We start from the raw sequence: 17,014 nt of genomic DNA, 5'->3' as shown, positions 1-17,014 counted from the left end.
CTCGAAATGCTCCAGATCACACTCGACATCTTCCTCGCAAGAAAACGCCTCGCGAGTCCAACATGAACACTCCCCCCTCAAGGGGGGAGATCGGCAAGTGGTGGGAACACCTCTCAAGCAGCAGCGTGCGTAAAGGGCGAGACGGCGCCTCATCCAATCTCACCCCTTGAGGGGGAGATGCCCGGTAGGGCAGAGGGGGTAAAACGCGCGCAGGCTTTAAAGCCGCAGACCCGGTATCGCCAGCGGATTGTCGGAGAGCGCCGCACGGTCCGGGCGGTCGATGCTTGGGGTGCCGGTGAAGGCGTCGAAGAGGTCGCGCACGAAGGCTTCCGGCAGGTCCTTGGTGATCAGCACCAGACGGGTGCGTCGGTCGTCCGGGTCCGGCCAGGCGGCGAGCCGCTCCGGCGGATGGAAGACGCTCTGCACGCCTTGCAGCACCAGCGGGCGCTCGGGACTGGTGGACATCAGCACGATGCCCTTCATGCGCAGCAGCTTTTCGCCATGGGCGGAGCGCAGAAGGTCGATGAACATTTCCAGCGCCATCGGGTCGACCGGGCGATCATGCACGATGCTGAAGGAGCGGATCGTGGCGTCATGACGCGTCACGTCATGGGCGTGCTGGTGGCCGTGCCCGTGGTGATGGTGATGCCCGTGATGGTGGTGGTCGTGCCCATGATCGTGGTCATGGTCATGGTGGTGATGATCGTGCGCCTCCTCATGCAGCCAGCGCCGGACATCCGGGATCTTGCTGCCGGGGTCATAGAGGCCGTTGGCGAGCAGAGCCGGACCGACGAGGCCGGGCGTATCGACGTCGGACACGATCGCACGCGGATTGAGCGCGGCGATCTCCTGCTTCACGGCGTCCACGGCCGCGGCGTCGGCTATCGAGATCTTGCTGATCAGGATGCGGTCGGCGACGGCGATCTGCTTGACGGCCTCCGGATGGTTGGCAAGCGTCGAGAGGCCGTTGACGGCATCGATAACGGTGATCACGCCGTCGAGGCTGAAGGACTGGCTGAGTACGGGATTGCCCATGACCGATTGCAGCACCGGTGCAGGATCGGCCAGCCCGGTGGTTTCGATCACCACGCGCTTCAGCGGTTGGATCTTGCCCGTCTGCATGCGGTCCATCAGGTCGGCCAGCGTATCGACCAGTTCGCCGCGGATCGTGCAGCACAGGCACCCGTCGGACAGCTCGATGACGCCGTCGCTCGACTGCTCGACCAGCAGGTGATCGATGCCCACCTCGCCGAACTCGTTGATGATGACGGCGGTGTCGGTGAGCGTCGGGTCCTTCAGGAGGCGATTGAGCAGGGTCGTCTTGCCCGCACCCAGAAATCCGGTCAGCACGGAAACCGGCACGCGCCGCTCAGCGAGGGTCATGGTCTTGTCCTGTTCGTGAATTTGCCTGTCAGTAGGTCGGCCGCGGGATGGGGATCGGCACATTGGCGATGTCGCCCATGTCGCCGACGGCGACCTGCTCGTTGCCGGCCGGCTTCGTCGCGCCGCCGCCGATGAGCCCGGCATAGACGAGCCTCAGCGGCCGGTCCAGCTCATGAATATAGGGCGAGACCAGCTTCTGCCGGCCCGCCTCGTCGCGGCCTTCGCTGCGCACCTTGGCGGCGTGCTTCGAGCAGATGTCCTCGGAAATGTCGGCCACGGTGTCGCGCGTCTCGCCATAGGGACGAAGCTGGCCGAGCGTCGGCACGTTGCCGGCCCGCATCGTCAGCCCCTTCTCCAGCATGCCGGCCGAAATATCGGCGCGTGCGCCAAGGCTGTCGGAGCCGAGCACGACGGAAACGACGCTGCGGCCGTTGCGGGTGGCGGAGGACACCTGGTTGAAGCCCGAGGCGCAGATGAAGCCGGTCTTCATGCCGTCAGCGCCATCGAAGCGGCCGATCAGCATGTTGAAGTTCGGATATTGTTTCTTGCCGGTGGTAAAGCCCTCCAGCGCGAAATAGGAGGCATATTGCGGGAATTCGCGCTTCAGCGTCACCGCGAGCACGGCGAGGTCGCGCGCCGTGGTGTACTGGCCCTTGCCGGGCAGGCCGTGCGGATTGATGAAATGCGAGGAGCTCATACCGATGCGCGCGGCTTCCGCGTTCATGCGGGCGACGAAACCCTGTTCCGAGCCGCCGACCGATTCGCCGATCGCCACGGCAACATCGTTGGCCGACTTGACGAGGATGATCTTCAGTGCGCTGTCGAGCGTCATCTTCTGGCCGGGCTTGTAATACATCTTGCTCGGCGGTTCGGCGGCGGCGTTCTTGGTCATTGTGACCGTGCTTTCCAGCGTCACCTCTCCGGCCTTGATGGCGCGGAAGACCGTGTAGGCCGTCATCAGCTTGGTGAGGGAGGCGGGATACCAGCGCTGGAAGGCGTCCTCGTGCTCGATGACTTTCAGCGTGTTGACGTCCACCAGCATGCGCGGGTTGGCCGCGGCGGTGGTTGCCAGAAGGGAAGCTGCGAGCAGCAGGCTGGAGCCCAAAAGCCGTGCGCTCCGGCGCGTCGTTCGTCCGTTCATCTGCAAGGGTCTGTCCTCGAAATCGGGAGTTGTCTCGAACCGTCGCCCTATTTAACCTATATGGCACCGTGATGGCAAAGCCATCGAGTAGAGATGGCCAATTTTCCGGCCGAACAAAACAGGATGATCGCATGCCCATTCTCAACCGCGCCGCAGAAATGCAGGACGAAATCGCTGAATGGCGCCGCCACATCCACAAGGAGCCGGAAATTCTCTTCGCGGTGGAGAAGACGGCGGCCTTCGTCGCCGAGAAGCTGCGTTCGTTCGGCGTTGACGAAATCGTGACCGGCATCGGCCGCACCGGCGTCGTCGGACTCATCCGCGGCAAGGGCGAGGGACGCACGATCGGGCTTCGCGCCGACATGGATGCGTTGCCGATCGAGGAGGCGACCGGCAAGCCCTGGGCGTCCACCACAAGGGGCAAGATGCATGCCTGCGGGCATGACGGCCACACCGCCATGCTGCTCGGCGCGGCAAAGTATCTGGCGGAGACGCGCAATTTCTCCGGCAATGTCGCAGTCATCTTCCAGCCGGCCGAAGAAGGCGGCGGCGGCGGCAACGAGATGGTCAAGGACGGCATGATGGAGCGTTTCGGCATTGCCGAGGTCTACGGCATGCACAATCTTCCGGGCATGCCGGTCGGCTCCTTCGGCACGCGGCCTGGCGCGATCATGGCGGCGACCGACGAATTCACCATCACGGTCAAGGGCCGCGGCGGCCATGCCGCGCTGCCGCACAAGACGGTCGACCCCATCGTCATCGGTTCGCAGGTGGTGGGCGCGCTCCAGACGATCGTCTCGCGCGTCGCCGATCCGATCGCCTCGCTCGTCGTCTCCGTCACCAAGTTCAATGCCGGCTTTGCGCACAATGTCATTCCCGAGCAGGCACAGCTCGCCGGCACGGTGCGCACGCTGGACCCCAAGATGCGCGAGGAAGCGGAAGCCCGCATCCGCCAGATCTGCGGCGGCCTTGCCGCGGCGCACGGCGCGGAGATCACCGTCGGCTACCACCGCAACTATCCTGTCACGGTCAACCATCCGGACGAGACCGGTCATGCCGTCGCTGTGGCGCGCGACATTGCAGGCGAGGCTGCGGTCGACCCGGCGCTCAACCCGATGATGGGCGGCGAGGATTTTTCCTACATGCTGCTATCCCGCCCCGGCGCCTTCATCTTCATCGGCAACGGCGACACCGCCGGCCTGCACCACCCGGCCTACGACTTCAACGACGACGCCATCCCGCATGGGGTAACCTATTGGGTCAAGCTCGCCGAAAGCCGGCTTTCCGCCTGAAAACCACTTGGCTAAAAGGCCCGGCTTTTGTATGGGTGCAGTCAGTGGTCCCGTAGCTCAGCAGGATAGAGCACCAGATTCCTAATCTGGGGGTCGCGCGTTCGAATCGCGCCGGGATCACCATTTCTTCCAAAGATGATCCAGAACGCCGTCAGAGGATGAAGTCGGTCGCCTTGAGATTGATCTTTCCGTCAAGGAGGATGGAGAAGTCGGCGGTTCCGTCGCCGTCGATGTCGCTGAAAACCGTCGTCTTGCCGTCGGCGATTTCATAGCGCAGTTCGCCGGCCTTGCCGGTGAAATCGCCCTGGCCGAGGAATTTGAAGAACGGGGTTGCCCCGCTGCCGTCGTCGATGCCGATCTTGCTGAGGTCGATCTTGTCGCCGCCCTTCTGGCTGAAATCCGTGATCGTGTCGCGGGTTCTGGCATCGGCGCCGGAATCGCCCCTGGCGGTGAACAGGAACACGTCCGCGCCTTTGCCGCCGGTCAGGACATCGCGGCCCGCGCCGCCGGCAAGGATGTCGGCGCCGAGGCCGCCGAACAGCGTGTCCGCTCCCGCGCCACCCTCCAGGCGATCGTTCCCGGCACCGCCGTAGAGCGTATCGTTGCCCGCTTCGCCGCGCAGCGTATCGGCGCCGTCTCCGCCGCCCATCGTATCGTGGCCCTTGCCGCCGAAGAGGGTGTCGGAACCCTTGCCGCCATAGACCTGGTCGTCGCCGTCTCCGCCGTTCAGGCTGTCGTTACCGTCCCCGCCATAGAGCTTGTCTTCGCCGGCGCCTCCGAGCAGCGTGTCGTTGCCTTTGCCCCCAAAGAGTGCGTCCTTGCCGTCTCCGCCCTGGAGATCGTCGTTCCCATCGCCGCCGCCGATCGTGTCGTCGTCTTGCCCGCCGAAAACGGTGTCGTTACCGCCGCGCGCGAAAATGGTGTCGTCGCCTTTTCCGCCATCGACGATGTCGCGGCCATTGGTGCCGAAAAGCTGGTCGGCGCCGTCCGTGCCCTTTGTCGTTGGCGGATCAAGGGGGCGCGTCACGGTCTCAAGCGTAAACTTGCGCTGAAATATGCCGATATCGTCTTCAGCGCTGTTGCCCGACCAGCTGATGACCCAGCTGCCATCGTCAAGAACGGCGATGGAAGGATATCCCAAGGCAAAGTCGGCACCGCTTACCAGGGTTTCCCGGCCCACGGGCCTTCCCAATCGATCGAACACTTGCTGGAAGATCGCGCCGGAGATATCAGCCCAGGCAACCACCCAGCCGCCGCCGGGAAGGGACGCCGCAGTCTGCAGGGCTTGTGCGTCGAATGTCGTGGTGTTGACCCGGCTTTCAACGCCTCGCATCGAACCGTCGGCGTTGAAGGCCTGTTGATAGATGCCCAGACTGTCCCCATCCTGGTATTCGGACGCCCAGGTTACCACCCAGCCGCCGTCCGCCAGAGTGGTGACGATCGGGTCGAGTATGCCGTAGTCGTCGTAATTCGCGCTGGTCAGCGTTTCCGAGTCTCTCGGCGTGCCGTCCGCGTCAAAGGTGCGAATGTGCAATTCGAATGAATCGTTGAAAAAGTCGTAGATGGTCCACACGGTCACCCAGCCGCCATCGGCAAGCGTCGCCACGCTTGGCTGGACACTGATAAGGTCGCCGGTGCTGCTGGAAAGCTGTGTCAGCCCGGTGGAGACGCCATTCAGATCGAAGCGCTGCTGGTAGATGCTCGTGTCGCCGCCCGATGTCTCCAATGTCCAGGTGACTATCCAACCGCCGTCCGGCAGGGCGGTGGTGCTTTGTTCGTATTCGTCGTCGCCCACGAGTCCCGGACTGATGTCCGCCAGAGGTCCGACCGTGTTGCCAGTGGCGTCAAACCGCTGCTGGAGGACCTGTTCCGTCGTGCCGTCAAAGGTCGAAAAGCTCACGACCCATCCACCATCGGCGAGCGCAGTCAAGGATGGAGAGAGTTCCAGATCGGCTGACAGGGCATCTATGCGCGTTTCAACGCCTCTGCGGGTTCCATTTGCATTGAAGGCCTGTTGCAGGACTTCGCTATGCGTGCCCGCCAGATCGTACGCGATCCAAGTCACCACCCAACCGCCATCGCTTAGGCCGGTAACGGATGACTCGAGCTCCACGTCATCCACCTGCGTGTTGACAAGCGAAATTTCGCCCATGATCAGTGCCATGAAACCGCCCCAGCCCCTCGTGCAGTTCTCGGCCCTCTGTTTCGCGTGAAAGCGCTGCGGAGGAACCCTCTGACGGCAAATTGCCGACCCCTATTCAGGGAAAGAGTAATACACAAATCGGCGATCAACTGCGCTCATTTTTTGAGACGCCGCCAAGCCTTCATTTCGCGTTGCACTCGACGAGGTTCGTTGGCGTGACGACGCAGTTTGCGGGGCGGTCGGTCGTGCAGGCGGCGAGCAAGGTGAGGGTCAGGATGATAGTGACGGAGCGCATCGGGCCTCCGTTGTGCTGCCCTGCGCGCACTGTCAAACGTCTTCCTTTTCGCGCTCCGGGGTCACCACGCGGGGCTTGGGGCGGATGGTGGGGACGAGGGAGGGTTTGGCGACGACCTTTGGCGTGGGGGCCTTGATGCCGAGCATGTTGCGGATGCGGTCGCTGACGAGCGGGCGGAAGCGGGTGGCGCGGAAGGGCATGTCATCGGCGCCGTAGCCTTCCGGGCCGTCGTCCTTGCCGCGGTAGAGCTCCATTAGCTTGATGCCGTAGAAGTCGCCGTCGACATAGTGGCGGTAGTGGCCGGCCCAGCGCACGGTGTAGATCTGGCCCTTGCGGATGCCCTGGTCGATCGAGACGTTCTTGAAGCGATCGTTGATGCAGACGACCTTCTGTCCGACCTGGAACGTGGGCATGCGGTGTTCCTTCTCAGAGCAATTCCAGCAAAAGTGTGAAGCGGTTTTGCGTTCGGAATTGCGTAAAGACTAAGACGTCGCGCCGGCTCAGCCGGTCTTCTTGCAGGTGACGCCCGGCGCGTTCTCGCCCCTGGTCAGGTCGTAGAGCGTCGCCTCGTCACCCTTGGTCCACCACTCGTAGCGGCCGCCGGCATATTTGGCGCCGGAGGCGGCCATGACATTGGCGGCGATGACCGTCTCTTCGGCGATCCGCAGGACCGCGAGCGAATTGGAGCCGACATTGATATATTCGACGACGACGCGCTGGTCGGCGTCACACTGGTAGTTCAGCGTCTCGCGCGCCACGTTCTGTTCCGGCCCCGGAAGGCGGATGACGATGTCGGTGTTGTTCTTGAGCGCGGCAAGCCGGATCGGCGGGGCGCCTTCCTTGCCGGTCAAGTGCAGGATGCCGTTTTCGAGCTTCCACGAGGTGACTGTGCCGAGCGCGTCGAAGAACTTCTGTTCCTGGTCCATGATGGCGGGCGCGCACATCTTGCGCGTCGCGGCGGCGGGGGCGAAGGCGATGTTGCCGTTCTGCACCTTCAGCTTGCCGCGATAGGTGTTGCAGCCGCCATTGCCGCCGTAATTGCCGTCCGGCTTGATCTCCAGCGTCGTCTGCAAATCGTCGATCACGCCGTTGCCGCCGATATCCTCGGCAAGCCAGGTGCCGCCGAGACCACCCGGGACCGGCTCGTCGGCATAGGCCGGAACTGCCGCCAGAAAGGCGAGGCAGGCGAGGGTCCATACTCTCAGGCGTCGGTGCACAGATTTCTCCAATCGCGTCAGGGCGGAAGACCGCTTTGCCGGGACGTTATGGCCGACCGGGCGAAAAGGTCAAGCCGCGGGTTCCACAAGACGAACCAAGCCTTCGCTTTACAGCATTTCGATGACTTGTTGCAGGCGTCTTTCGCCTGTAGAGCCATTTGTAGAAAACAAGAAAAACGCGGAATTCACTATGGCTCCTGACCAGCGGCAGAAACGCCGCATCACCATTCTCGGCTCCACAGGTTCCATCGGCACCAGCACGCTCGACGTCGTGCGCCAGCTCGGCGGGCGTGAACGCTACGAGGTCGTGGCGCTGACCGGCAACGGCAATGTGGACCTGCTCGCCGCGCAGGCGAAGGATTGCGGCGCGCGGCTGGTCGTGACCGCGGATGAGGGCCGTTATGCGGACCTGAAGAATGCGCTTTCCGGCAGCGGCATCGAGGCCGCCGCGGGGCGTGAGGCGCTGATGGACGCGGCTTCGGGCGATGCGGATTGGGTGATGGCAGCGATCGTCGGCAACGCGGGCCTGGCACCGACGCTGGCGGCGGCAAAGCGCGGCGCGGATATCGCGCTCGCCAACAAGGAATGCCTCGTCTCGGCCGGCGACCTGTTCGTCCAGGCGGTCGCCGAGGGCGGCGGGCGGCTCATTCCCGTCGACAGCGAGCACAGCGCGATCTTCCAGGCCCTGGAGGACGACCAGCGCCATGCCGTCGAGCGCATCGTACTGACGGCCTCCGGCGGGCCGTTCCGCACCTGGAGCCGGGAGCAGATGGCGGGCGTGACGGCGGATATCGCCCGCGCCCACCCGAACTGGTCGATGGGGCTGAAAATCTCGATCGGCAGCGCCTCGATGTTCAACAAGGCGCTGGAGATGATCGAGGCGAAACATCTCTTCGATGTGCGGCCGGACCAGATCGAAGTCGTGGTGCATCCGCAGTCGATCATCCATTCCATGGTCGGTTATGTCGACGGCTCGGTGCTGGCGCAGCTCGGTTCGCCCGACATGCGCACGGCGATCGGTTATGCGCTGACCTATCCGCAGCGCTCGGCGCTCAATGTCGACCGGCTGGATTTCGCAAAGCTCTCGCGGCTCGATTTCGAGGCGCCGGACGAGGTGCGCTTCCCGGCGCTCAGGCTTGCTCGCACGGCGCTGGAGCGCGGCGGTTTGCAGGGGGGCGTGATGAATGCTGCCGAGGAGGTGGCGTTTCATGCTTTCGTCGGCGGGCGCATCGGGTTTCTGGAAATGGCCGATATTGCCGAGCAGGTGATGGACAGGCTCAGCCATCTGCCGCAGGCCACGTCGATGGACGACGTCTTCGCCGCAGACGAAGAAGCCCGGCGGGTGGCCGCCGGGCTCATCGGATAGGTCTCGCTTAATTTCGTTTAAGCAACGGCGCGGGCGAGCGCGCAGCGCGACCAGAGCGAATGCAGGGCGCCGACGAGATGGTCGATATCGGCATCCGTGTGCAGCGGCGTCGGCGTGATGCGCAGGCGCTCGGTCTTCTTCGGCACGGTCGGGTAGTTGATCGGCTGGACGTAGATGCCGAAATTGTCGAGCAGCAGGTCCGAGATCCATTTGCACTTGGCGGCGTCGCCCACCATCACCGGCACGATGTGGCTGGGGTTCGGCATATGCGGGATGCCGGCGCGGTCAAGAGCCGAGCGGAGGCGCCGCACGCGCTCCTGATGGGCGAAGCGTTCGACCTGGCTGACCTTGAGGTGGCGGATGGCGGCGCATGCACCGGCGGCGATCGCCGGCGGCAGGGAGGTGGTGAAGATGAAGCCGGAGGCAAACGAGCGGACGAAATCGCAGAGCGCGGCCGAGCCGGCGATATAGCCGCCCATCACGCCGAAGGCCTTGCCGAGCGTGCCCTCGATGAGGGTGAGGCGGTGCATCAGGCCTTCGCGTTCGGCAATGCCGCCGCCGCGCGGGCCGTACATGCCGACGGCATGCACTTCGTCAAGATAGGTCATCGCGCCGTATTTGTCGGCGAGGTCGCAGATTTCCTTGATGGGGGCGATATCGCCATCCATCGAATAGACCGATTCGAAGGCGATCATTTTGGGCGCACGCGGGTCGGCGCTGGCAAGCTTGGCTTCGAGATCCTTGAGGTCGTTGTGCTTCCAGATCACGCGCTCGCATTTCGAGTGGCGGATGCCTTCGATCATCGAAGCGTGGTTGCCGGCATCGGAAAAACAGATGATGCCGGGGATCTTCGAACAGAGCGTGCCGAGCGCTGCCCAGTTGGACACGTAGCCCGAGGTGAAGAGCAGGGCCGATTCCTTGCCGTGCAGGTCGGCGAGTTCGCGCTCCAGCAGGACATGGTGGTGGTTGGTGCCGGAAATGTTGCGGGTGCCGCCGGCACCGGCGCCACACTGGTCGATGGCGTTCTTCATCGCCTCGGTGACGGTCGGGTGCTGGCCCATGCCGAGATAGTCGTTCGAACACCAGACCGTGACGTCCTGCGGGCCGCCTGCCGTGTGGCGCGTCGCCTTCGGGAAGTTGCCCTTCTGGCGCTCCAGGTCGGCGAAAACGCGGTAACGGCCTTCCTGATGCAGGCCGCCAAGCTCGTTCTTGAAGTAGGTCTCGAAGTCCATCCAGAGTCTCCAGTCCGGCAATCGCCCGGACACTAGTTACCGGACACCGTCATCGTTGGCTGTCGTTCAATCGGCTATATCAGGCGTCCTTCGGCTGCAACGATCAGCGCTGCGGCAAATTGCGCCACCTTTGAACCATTCCAATGTATCTTAAGCCCCCAAAGGCCATTTCCTGTTGATGCATGTCAAGTCTGCATGAAAAAAGGACGGTCTCAACCGTCCTTTTAATCGAACAGTTTCAACTTTTTCGAGGGGTCAGGCGGCGGCGACCGCGCGCTTGGCCATGACTTTCACCAGGTTAGCCCGATATTCCGCGCTTCCGTGGATGTCCGCGAGCAGGTCGGAGGCATCCACGTCGACGCGCGCGGCGGCATCCGCCGACCAGTTGGCGGCAAGCGCATCCTCCAGCCCGGCATGGCGGAACACGCCATTGGAGCCGGCCCCCGTCACCGCCACCCGCACGCCGCCATCCGCCTGTTTCGCCACGAAGACGCCGGCCATCGCATAGCGCGAGGCCGGGTTGGGAAATTTGGAATAGGCGGCTCTTGCCGGCGCGTCGAAGGCGACGGCGACGATGATCTCGCCGTCTTCCAGCGCCGTCTCGAAGAGGCCGGTGAAGAAGTCGTCGGCGGGGATTTCGCGGGCGTTGGTGACGATTGTCGCGCCCAGCGCCAGCATGGCGGCGGGGTAGTCGGCGGCGGGGTCGTTGTTGGCGATCGAGCCGCCGATCGTGCCCATATGCCGCACATGCGGATCGCCGATATGGGAGGCGAGGTGGCAGATCGCCGGGCAGGCGGCCTTCAGCTCCGCCGAGGTCGCGACCTCGGCATGCGTCGTGCCGGCGCCGATCCGGACCCGGCTGCCGCTGACGGAGATGCCCTTCATTTCGGCGATATGGCGGAGATCGACGAGATCGGACGGGGCCGCCAGCCGCTGCTTCATTGTGGGGATCAGCGTCATGCCGCCGGAGACGTATTTCGCCTCGTCGGAGGAAGACTGCAAGGCGACGGCGTCGGTGATCGAGGACGCGCGATGGTAATTCGTGGCGTACATGGTTCCCTCCGTCAGTTGGCGGCGAGCCGCGCAGCCGCCCAGACCTTCTGGGGCGTTGCGGGCATGGTGAGGTCGTTGTTGCCGATGGCGTCGGTGATGGCGTTCATCAGCGCCGGCGGCGAGCCGATGGCGCCCGCCTCGCCGCAGCCCTTGATGCCGAGCGGATTGTTCGGGCAGGGCGTGACCTGGTGCGAGACGTTGAAGGACGGCAGGTCGTCGGCGCGCGGCATGGTGTAGTCCATGTAGCTCGCCGTCAGGAGCTGGCCCGTGTCAGGATCGTAGTGCACGCCTTCGAGCAGCGCCTGGCCGATGCCCTGCGCGATGCCGCCATGCACCTGGCCCTCGACGATCATGGGGTTGATGATGTTGCCGAAATCGTCGGCGGCGACGAACTGCACGATCTTCGTCTTGCCGGTCTCCGGATCGACCTCGACCTCCGCGATGTAGCAGCCGGCCGGGAAGGTGAAGTTTGCCGGATCGTAGAAGGCGCCTTCCTTCAGGCCCGGTTCCATGCCGGAGGGCAGGTTGTGGGCGGTATAGGCGGCGAGCGCCATCTGGAACCACGGCACGGTCTTGTCGGTGCCGGCGACTTTCAGCGCGCCGTTCTCGATGACGATGTCGTTCTCGTCGGCCTCCATCAGGTGGGCCGCGATCTTTTTCGCCTTCGCCTCCACCTTGTCGAGTGCTTTCACGATAGCGGACATGCCGACCGCGCCGGAGCGTGAGCCATAGGTGCCCATGCCCATCTGCACTTTGTCGGTATCGCCGTGTACGATGGAGACGCTGTCGATCGGCACGCCGAAGCGATCGGCGACGAGCTGGGCGAAGGTCGTCTCATGGCCCTGGCCGTGGCTGTGCGAACCGGTCAGCACTTCGATCGTGCCGACCGCATTGACGCGCACCTCCGCCGATTCCCAGAGGCCGACACCGGCACCGAGCGAGCCGACCGCGGCCGACGGCGCGATGCCGCAGGCCTCGATATAGCAGCTCATGCCGATGCCGCGCTTCATGCCCCGGCCGGCGGCTTCCGCCTTTCGGGCGGGAAAGCCGTTCCAGTCGGCGGCCTGCATGGCGGCTTCCAGCGAGGCTTCGTAGTCGCCGGCGTCGTAGTTCATGATAACCGGCGTCTGGTAGGGGAAGGTGCGGATGAAGTTGGCGCGGCGCAGTTCGGCCGGCGAGACGCCGAGTTCGCGCGCCGCCGTCTCCATGGTGCGTTCGAGCAGGTAGGTCGCTTCCGGACGCCCGGCGCCGCGATAGGCATCGACGGCGACCGTGTTGGTGTAGACGGCGCGCACATTCGCGTGGATCGCCGGGATAGCGTACTGGCCCGAGAGCAGGGTCGCATAGAGATAGGTCGGCACGGCGGAGGAGAAGAGCGACATGTAGGCGCCGAAATTGGCGATCGTGTCGACCTTCAGCGCCGTGATGCGGTTTTTCGCGTCGAAGGCCATCTTGACCGTCGAGACATGGTCGCGGCCGTGGGCGTCCGTCAGGAAGGCCTCGGTGCGGTCGCATGTCCACTTTACGGGCACGCCGGAGCGTTTGGAAGCCCAGAGACAGACGATCTCTTCGGGGTAGATGTAGATCTTCGAGCCGAAGCCGCCGCCCACATCGGGCGCGATGACGCGCAGCTTGTTTTCCGGCGCGACATTGTAGAAGGCGCTCATGACGAGACGCGCGACATGCGGGTTCTGGCTCGTCGTGTAGCAGGTATAGTGGTCCTCGGCGGAATCGTAGATGCCGAGTGCGGCGCGCGGTTCCATCGGGTTCGGCGCGAGGCGGTTGTTGATGATCTTCATTTCGGTGACATGGGCGGCGGATGCGATGGCCGCATCGGTCGCATCGCCGTCGCCGATCTGCCAGTCGTAGATGAGGTTGCCGGGCGCTTCGGGATGCAATTGCGGCTGGCCGGCTTCCAGCGCCTTCACGGCATCGGTGACGGCGGGCAGGACGTCGTAGTCGACGACAACGGCTTCGGCCGCGTCGCGCGCCTCGCCCATCGTGTCGGCAACCACCACGGCGACGGCATCGCCGACATAACGCACCGTCTCATGCGCGATCGGCCGCCAGGCGCCCATCTTCATCGGCGAACCGTCCTTGGAATGGATCATCCAGCCGCAGATCAGGTTGCCGATGCCGTCGTCCAGCATCTGCTTGCCGTTCAAGACCGCGATGACGCCCGGCATCTCTTCGGCCGCAGACGTATCGAGGCTCCTGATCTTGGCGTGCGCGTGCGGCGAGCGCACGAATGCGGCATAGCGCATGCCCGGCACGGACATGTCGTCCGTATAACGGCCCTGGCCCATCAGGAACCGCTTGTCTTCCTTTCGCGCGACGCGCGCGCCGATACCTTCGACACCCATCTTCATCTCCTCCACAGAATGAGCGAATAGCGAATAGGGAGTAGCGAATAGGGCGGAGTGGCGTGGGTGCGGTGTTGCGCCCTATTCGCTACTCGCCATCCCTATTCGCTGCCCTTACTCCGCAGCCTGCCGGCCTGCCGCGCCCATGTCTTCGGCGGCGGCAAGGATGGCTTTCACGATGTTATGGTAGCCGGTGCATCGACAGATATTGCCTTCGAGGTTCTCGCGCACCGTCTTCTCGTCGAGATTGGCTCCGTAGCGGTTGATCATGTCGACCGCGGTCATCACCATGCCGGGCGTACAGAAGCCGCATTGCAGGCCGTGATTGGCCTTGAAGGCGGCCTGGACGGGGTGAAGCTCGCCGTTGGCGGCAAGGCCCTCGATGGTGAGGATGTCGGACCCCGCAGCCTGGGCCGCGAGGATGGAACAGCTTTTGACGGCCTTGCCGTCCATGTGCACGACACAGGCCCCGCACTGGGAGGTATCGCAGCCGACATGGGTTCCGGTGAGGCTTAGATTGTCTCGGATGAAGTGCACAAGCAGCGTGCGGTCCTCGCACTCCTTGCTCACCTTCCGGCCATTGACGGTCATTGCCACTTTCGCCATTCGTTCCTCCCTGGCGGTTCATTGTCCGCTGGGGCCGATCGATCCGACGTTACATGCAGCGGGCGTCTCGCGACGCGGGCCTGGGATCAGACGACACCAGCAATCTTTCATTCGCGCGCATTGCATTCCGGCAGCCTGAGGCTGCACTCGACGCGGCCTCAACAGTCATATCATTTGACTTTTTGCGGCGCCGATCAACCGCTACTTTGGGGCGCAGGCGAAATTTCTCGTGACCGCCGATAGGCGCGGGCTTACCAAACGAAATGGAAACGATATTTATTCGCCGCTCAAAAAAATAGTTGAATGGCATGGACTTCCCGATTTCCGAGTATATTTTCGATCCCGGACAGACCAACCGTCGATGACGGCCCCGGTATGTGTCTGAGTAGAAGGGGATAGGCGGACCCGGCAAACGCGGCCGCCACTCAACTTTGGAGAAGATCTTCATGAAGAAAGTCATTGCGCTCGTTCTGGTCGGCCTCGCCGTCGCCAGCTGCACGCAGACGGAAAAGGGTGCGGGTATCGGCGCCGTCTCCGGCGCGATCATCGGTGGCGCCGTCACGGGTGACGTCCGCGGTGCTGCCGTGGGTGCTGCCATCGGCGGCGTTTCGGGTGCTGTCATCGGCAGCGTTTCCGAGCAGCCGGGCCAGTGCTACTACCGTGACCGCTACGGCCGCCGCTATATCGACCGGTGCCCGTCGGGTTACTAATACCCCAATTCATGCAACCTATACGAAGCCCCGGAGTGTCTCCGGGGCTTTTGCTTTTGCGAGTGTGACGTAAAATCACCGCTGCGGTGCTTCAAATCTTGTTTCCATCCGTGTAAAACCACCGTTAACATTACGGAAAACCTAACGCGTTAGGGTCTTTTCCTGCCTGAAAGCTCTGGATGAACCAGAGCGCCCGAAGTTTGTGACGGAAGCTGCCGGTCCGCCGTTTGCCCCGCACCCCAAGGAGTAAAGGCGACGGATAACTGCGGATGCGGGATAAAGTGAACCGGCCGGAAAAGAGTTTTGCGTTTCTGAGAGCTGGCACCGCGCTCGCGGTTGCTGCCGCGTTGTTCTGCGGCCCGCTGTCCGTTGCGCCTGCCTCGGCCTTCGAGATCTTCGGCATGAAGTTCTTCGAGGACGAGGAGGAAACCACTGCCGTCATCGATCCCGTCAACTACACGCTGACGCTTGAGCCGGGCACGGACGACGGCGACCTGAAAGAGGCGATCGAGAACACGGCCCGCCTCAAGCAGGACGAGGGAACGCCGGTTTCCGGCGATCTCGGCCTCGTCATCAAGGCGCGCGACGACCGCGACCGCATCCTTGCCGCTCTTTACGAAAACGCCCGCTATGGTGGCGTGGTGACGGTCACCATCGACGGGCAGGACCTCGATTCCCTGCCGCCCAATCCGGAATTCAACACGAGCGGCGCCATCCCGGTGACGATCAGTGTCGAGCCCGGCCCGGTCTTCACCTTCGGCGACGTCGTCTTTTCCGGCGATGCCGAGGGGCGCAATCCGGCCGATTATGGGCTGGTGCCCGGTGCCCGGGCTGATTCAACCATCATCCTGAAGGCCGGCGAGAAAATGGTCGTCGATCTCAAGGCGGAAGGCCGGCCGCTTGCCAAGCTGACGGAACGCAACGCCACGGCCGACCACAAGACGCAGACCGTGGATGTGGTGATCGCCGCCGAAGGCGGGCCGGTGGCACCTGTCGGCGAGGTCGGCGTGACCGGCACCAAGACGGTCGATCCGGGTTTCGTTCAGCGCTATTCGCGCATCAATGCCGGTCAGCCCTATTCGCCGGAGGCGCTGACCAAGGCTGCCGAACGGCTGCGCACGCTCGGCGTCTTCTCCAGCGTCACGATCCGCGAGGCCGACAAGCTTGCGCCGGATGGTTCGCTGCCGATGACCATCGAGGTCTCCGAGGGCAAGCACCGCTATTTCGGCGTCGGAGCACAGGTTTCCAATACCGACGGTCTGGGCCTGCAGGGCTATTGGGGCCATCGCAACCTGTTCGGCGAGGCGGAATCGCTGCGCGTGGAAGGGGCGATCAACCGGATCGGCGAGACCAAGGATGTCGGCAATCTCGATTATTCGAGCGCCATCCTGTTTTCCAAGCCCGGCGCTTTCGGGCCGGCGACCACCTTCAATGCCAGCGTGAAGGCCTCGATCGTCGATCCGGATGCCTACCGGGCCTTCACGATCACGGGGGCGGCCGGCGTCGCGATCGAGCTTTCCGATACGGACACGGTGAGCGGCGGTGGCGAGGTCATGTGGAGCGACGTCGACGACGCCTTCGGCAAGAACAACTATCTCACCGTCGCCATTCCGATCGAATATGTGCGCGACACGCGCGACGACAAGCTGAACCCGACGGAAGGCTATCGGGCGATGCTCAGCGCGAAGCCGAGCTACGAGATCGAGCGCGGCACCTTCTTCTCCAGCTTCGAAGGCGCGATCACCGGCTACCAGGCGCTCGGCGAGGAAAAACGCTTCGTGCTCGCCGGAAAAATCGCGGCCGGCACGATCATCGGCGGTGACGAACTGTCCGACATTCCGGCGACGCGGCGCTTCTTCCTGGGCGGCGGTGGCACGGTGCGCGGCTACGGCTACCAGGAGATTTCGCCGCGCGACAGCCGCAACAAGCTGCTCGGTGGCCGCTCCTACGTGGCGGCCTCGGCGGAGGCGCGCATTGGCGTCACCGAGACGATCGGCGTCGTGCCCTTCCTCGATGTCGGCACGGTCTCGACGGACGAGGTGCCGGATTTCAACGATATCCGGGCAGGTGCCGGCATCGGCCTGCGCTACGCGACGCCGTTCGGGCCGCTCCGGCTCGATGTCGCGGTGCCGCTCAAGAAATATCCGGGCGGAACCTCTTTCGGGGTTTATGCCGGTATCGGCCAGTCCTTCTGACTGTCGCCCCAATTTTCG

13 protein-coding genes and 1 tRNA gene are annotated in these 17,014 nt (G+C 63.8%); 5 read left to right on the top strand and 9 right to left on the bottom strand.

Going from position 1 to position 17,014, the window contains the following annotated elements:
* Positions 1-216: 216 nt before the first annotated feature.
* Positions 217-1,383, bottom strand: coding sequence for a CobW family GTP-binding protein (locus AC1Q6Z_RS33410; RefSeq protein WP_492650504.1), 1,167 nt, complete (start codon positions 1,381-1,383; stop codon positions 217-219).
* 28 nt (positions 1,384-1,411) lie between these two features.
* Positions 1,412-2,524 carry a D-alanyl-D-alanine carboxypeptidase family protein gene (locus AC1Q6Z_RS33405; protein ID WP_439618898.1) on the bottom strand — a complete coding sequence of 371 codons (1,113 nt, stop codon included), beginning with the start codon at positions 2,522-2,524 and terminating at the stop codon, positions 1,412-1,414.
* 131 nt (positions 2,525-2,655) lie between these two features.
* Here AC1Q6Z_RS33405 and AC1Q6Z_RS33400 point away from each other — a divergent pair, with 131 nt between their 5' ends.
* Positions 2,656-3,816: a M20 aminoacylase family protein gene (locus AC1Q6Z_RS33400; RefSeq protein ID WP_435269197.1), complete on the top strand. Its 1,161-nt coding sequence runs from the start codon at positions 2,656-2,658 to the stop codon at positions 3,814-3,816.
* Positions 3,817-3,862: 46 nt separating this feature from the next.
* Positions 3,863-3,939: transfer RNA gene (locus AC1Q6Z_RS33395), tRNA-Arg, on the top strand.
* Between the two features lie 28 nt (positions 3,940-3,967).
* Here the strand turns inward: AC1Q6Z_RS33395 and AC1Q6Z_RS33390 are convergent.
* From AC1Q6Z_RS33390 to AC1Q6Z_RS33380, 3 genes are all read right to left on the bottom strand, one after another.
* Positions 3,968-5,980, bottom strand: coding sequence for a calcium-binding protein (locus AC1Q6Z_RS33390; RefSeq protein ID WP_492650503.1), 2,013 nt, complete (start codon positions 5,978-5,980; stop codon positions 3,968-3,970).
* Positions 5,981-6,286: 306 nt separating this feature from the next.
* Positions 6,287-6,667 (bottom strand): CAP-Gly domain protein, encoded by a 381-nt coding sequence (locus AC1Q6Z_RS33385; protein WP_492650502.1) that lies wholly within the window; start codon positions 6,665-6,667, stop codon positions 6,287-6,289.
* 87 nt (positions 6,668-6,754) lie between these two features.
* The gene (locus AC1Q6Z_RS33380; RefSeq protein WP_435269195.1) at positions 6,755-7,471 is read right to left on the bottom strand and encodes an META domain-containing protein; all 717 of its coding nucleotides are present in this window, start codon (positions 7,469-7,471) and stop codon (positions 6,755-6,757) included.
* A gap of 190 nt (positions 7,472-7,661) precedes the next feature.
* Here AC1Q6Z_RS33380 and dxr point away from each other — a divergent pair, with 190 nt between their 5' ends.
* On the top strand, positions 7,662-8,837 hold the full coding sequence (gene dxr / locus AC1Q6Z_RS33375; RefSeq protein WP_492650501.1) for a 1-deoxy-D-xylulose-5-phosphate reductoisomerase: 1,176 nt from the start codon (positions 7,662-7,664) through the stop codon (positions 8,835-8,837).
* Between the two features lie 17 nt (positions 8,838-8,854).
* On the opposite strand, the gene hemA is transcribed toward dxr, so the two are convergent.
* From hemA to AC1Q6Z_RS33355, 4 genes are all read right to left on the bottom strand, one after another.
* The gene (gene hemA, locus AC1Q6Z_RS33370) at positions 8,855-10,069 is read right to left on the bottom strand and encodes a 5-aminolevulinate synthase (RefSeq protein ID WP_435269193.1); all 1,215 of its coding nucleotides are present in this window, start codon (positions 10,067-10,069) and stop codon (positions 8,855-8,857) included.
* Between the two features lie 255 nt (positions 10,070-10,324).
* Positions 10,325-11,122, bottom strand: coding sequence for an FAD binding domain-containing protein (locus tag AC1Q6Z_RS33365; RefSeq protein ID WP_492650500.1), 798 nt, complete (start codon positions 11,120-11,122; stop codon positions 10,325-10,327).
* An 11-nt stretch (positions 11,123-11,133) separates the two neighbouring features.
* A complete protein-coding gene (locus tag AC1Q6Z_RS33360) occupies positions 11,134-13,485 on the bottom strand; it encodes a xanthine dehydrogenase family protein molybdopterin-binding subunit (protein ID WP_492650499.1) in 2,352 nt (783 codons plus the stop codon).
* A 114-nt stretch (positions 13,486-13,599) separates the two neighbouring features.
* Positions 13,600-14,091, bottom strand: a complete 492-nt coding sequence (locus AC1Q6Z_RS33355; protein ID WP_492650498.1) for a (2Fe-2S)-binding protein — start codon at positions 14,089-14,091, stop codon at positions 13,600-13,602.
* 446 nt (positions 14,092-14,537) lie between these two features.
* Here AC1Q6Z_RS33355 and AC1Q6Z_RS33350 point away from each other — a divergent pair, with 446 nt between their 5' ends.
* Together AC1Q6Z_RS33350 and AC1Q6Z_RS33345 are read left to right on the top strand one after the other, a co-directional pair.
* Positions 14,538-14,801, top strand: a complete 264-nt coding sequence (locus AC1Q6Z_RS33350; RefSeq protein ID WP_256121305.1) for a YMGG-like glycine zipper-containing protein — start codon at positions 14,538-14,540, stop codon at positions 14,799-14,801.
* A gap of 269 nt (positions 14,802-15,070) precedes the next feature.
* Complete coding sequence (locus tag AC1Q6Z_RS33345; RefSeq protein WP_492650497.1) at positions 15,071-16,996, top strand: autotransporter assembly complex protein TamA; 1,926 nt, start codon at positions 15,071-15,073, stop codon at positions 16,994-16,996.
* Positions 16,997-17,014: the final 18 nt, after the last annotated feature.

It is taken from the genome of Shinella sp. GW835-FHT14H05 (assembly GCF_058793575.1).
Note: the sequence above shows the minus strand (reverse complement) of the source record. Positions and strands in the feature narration are given on the sequence as shown.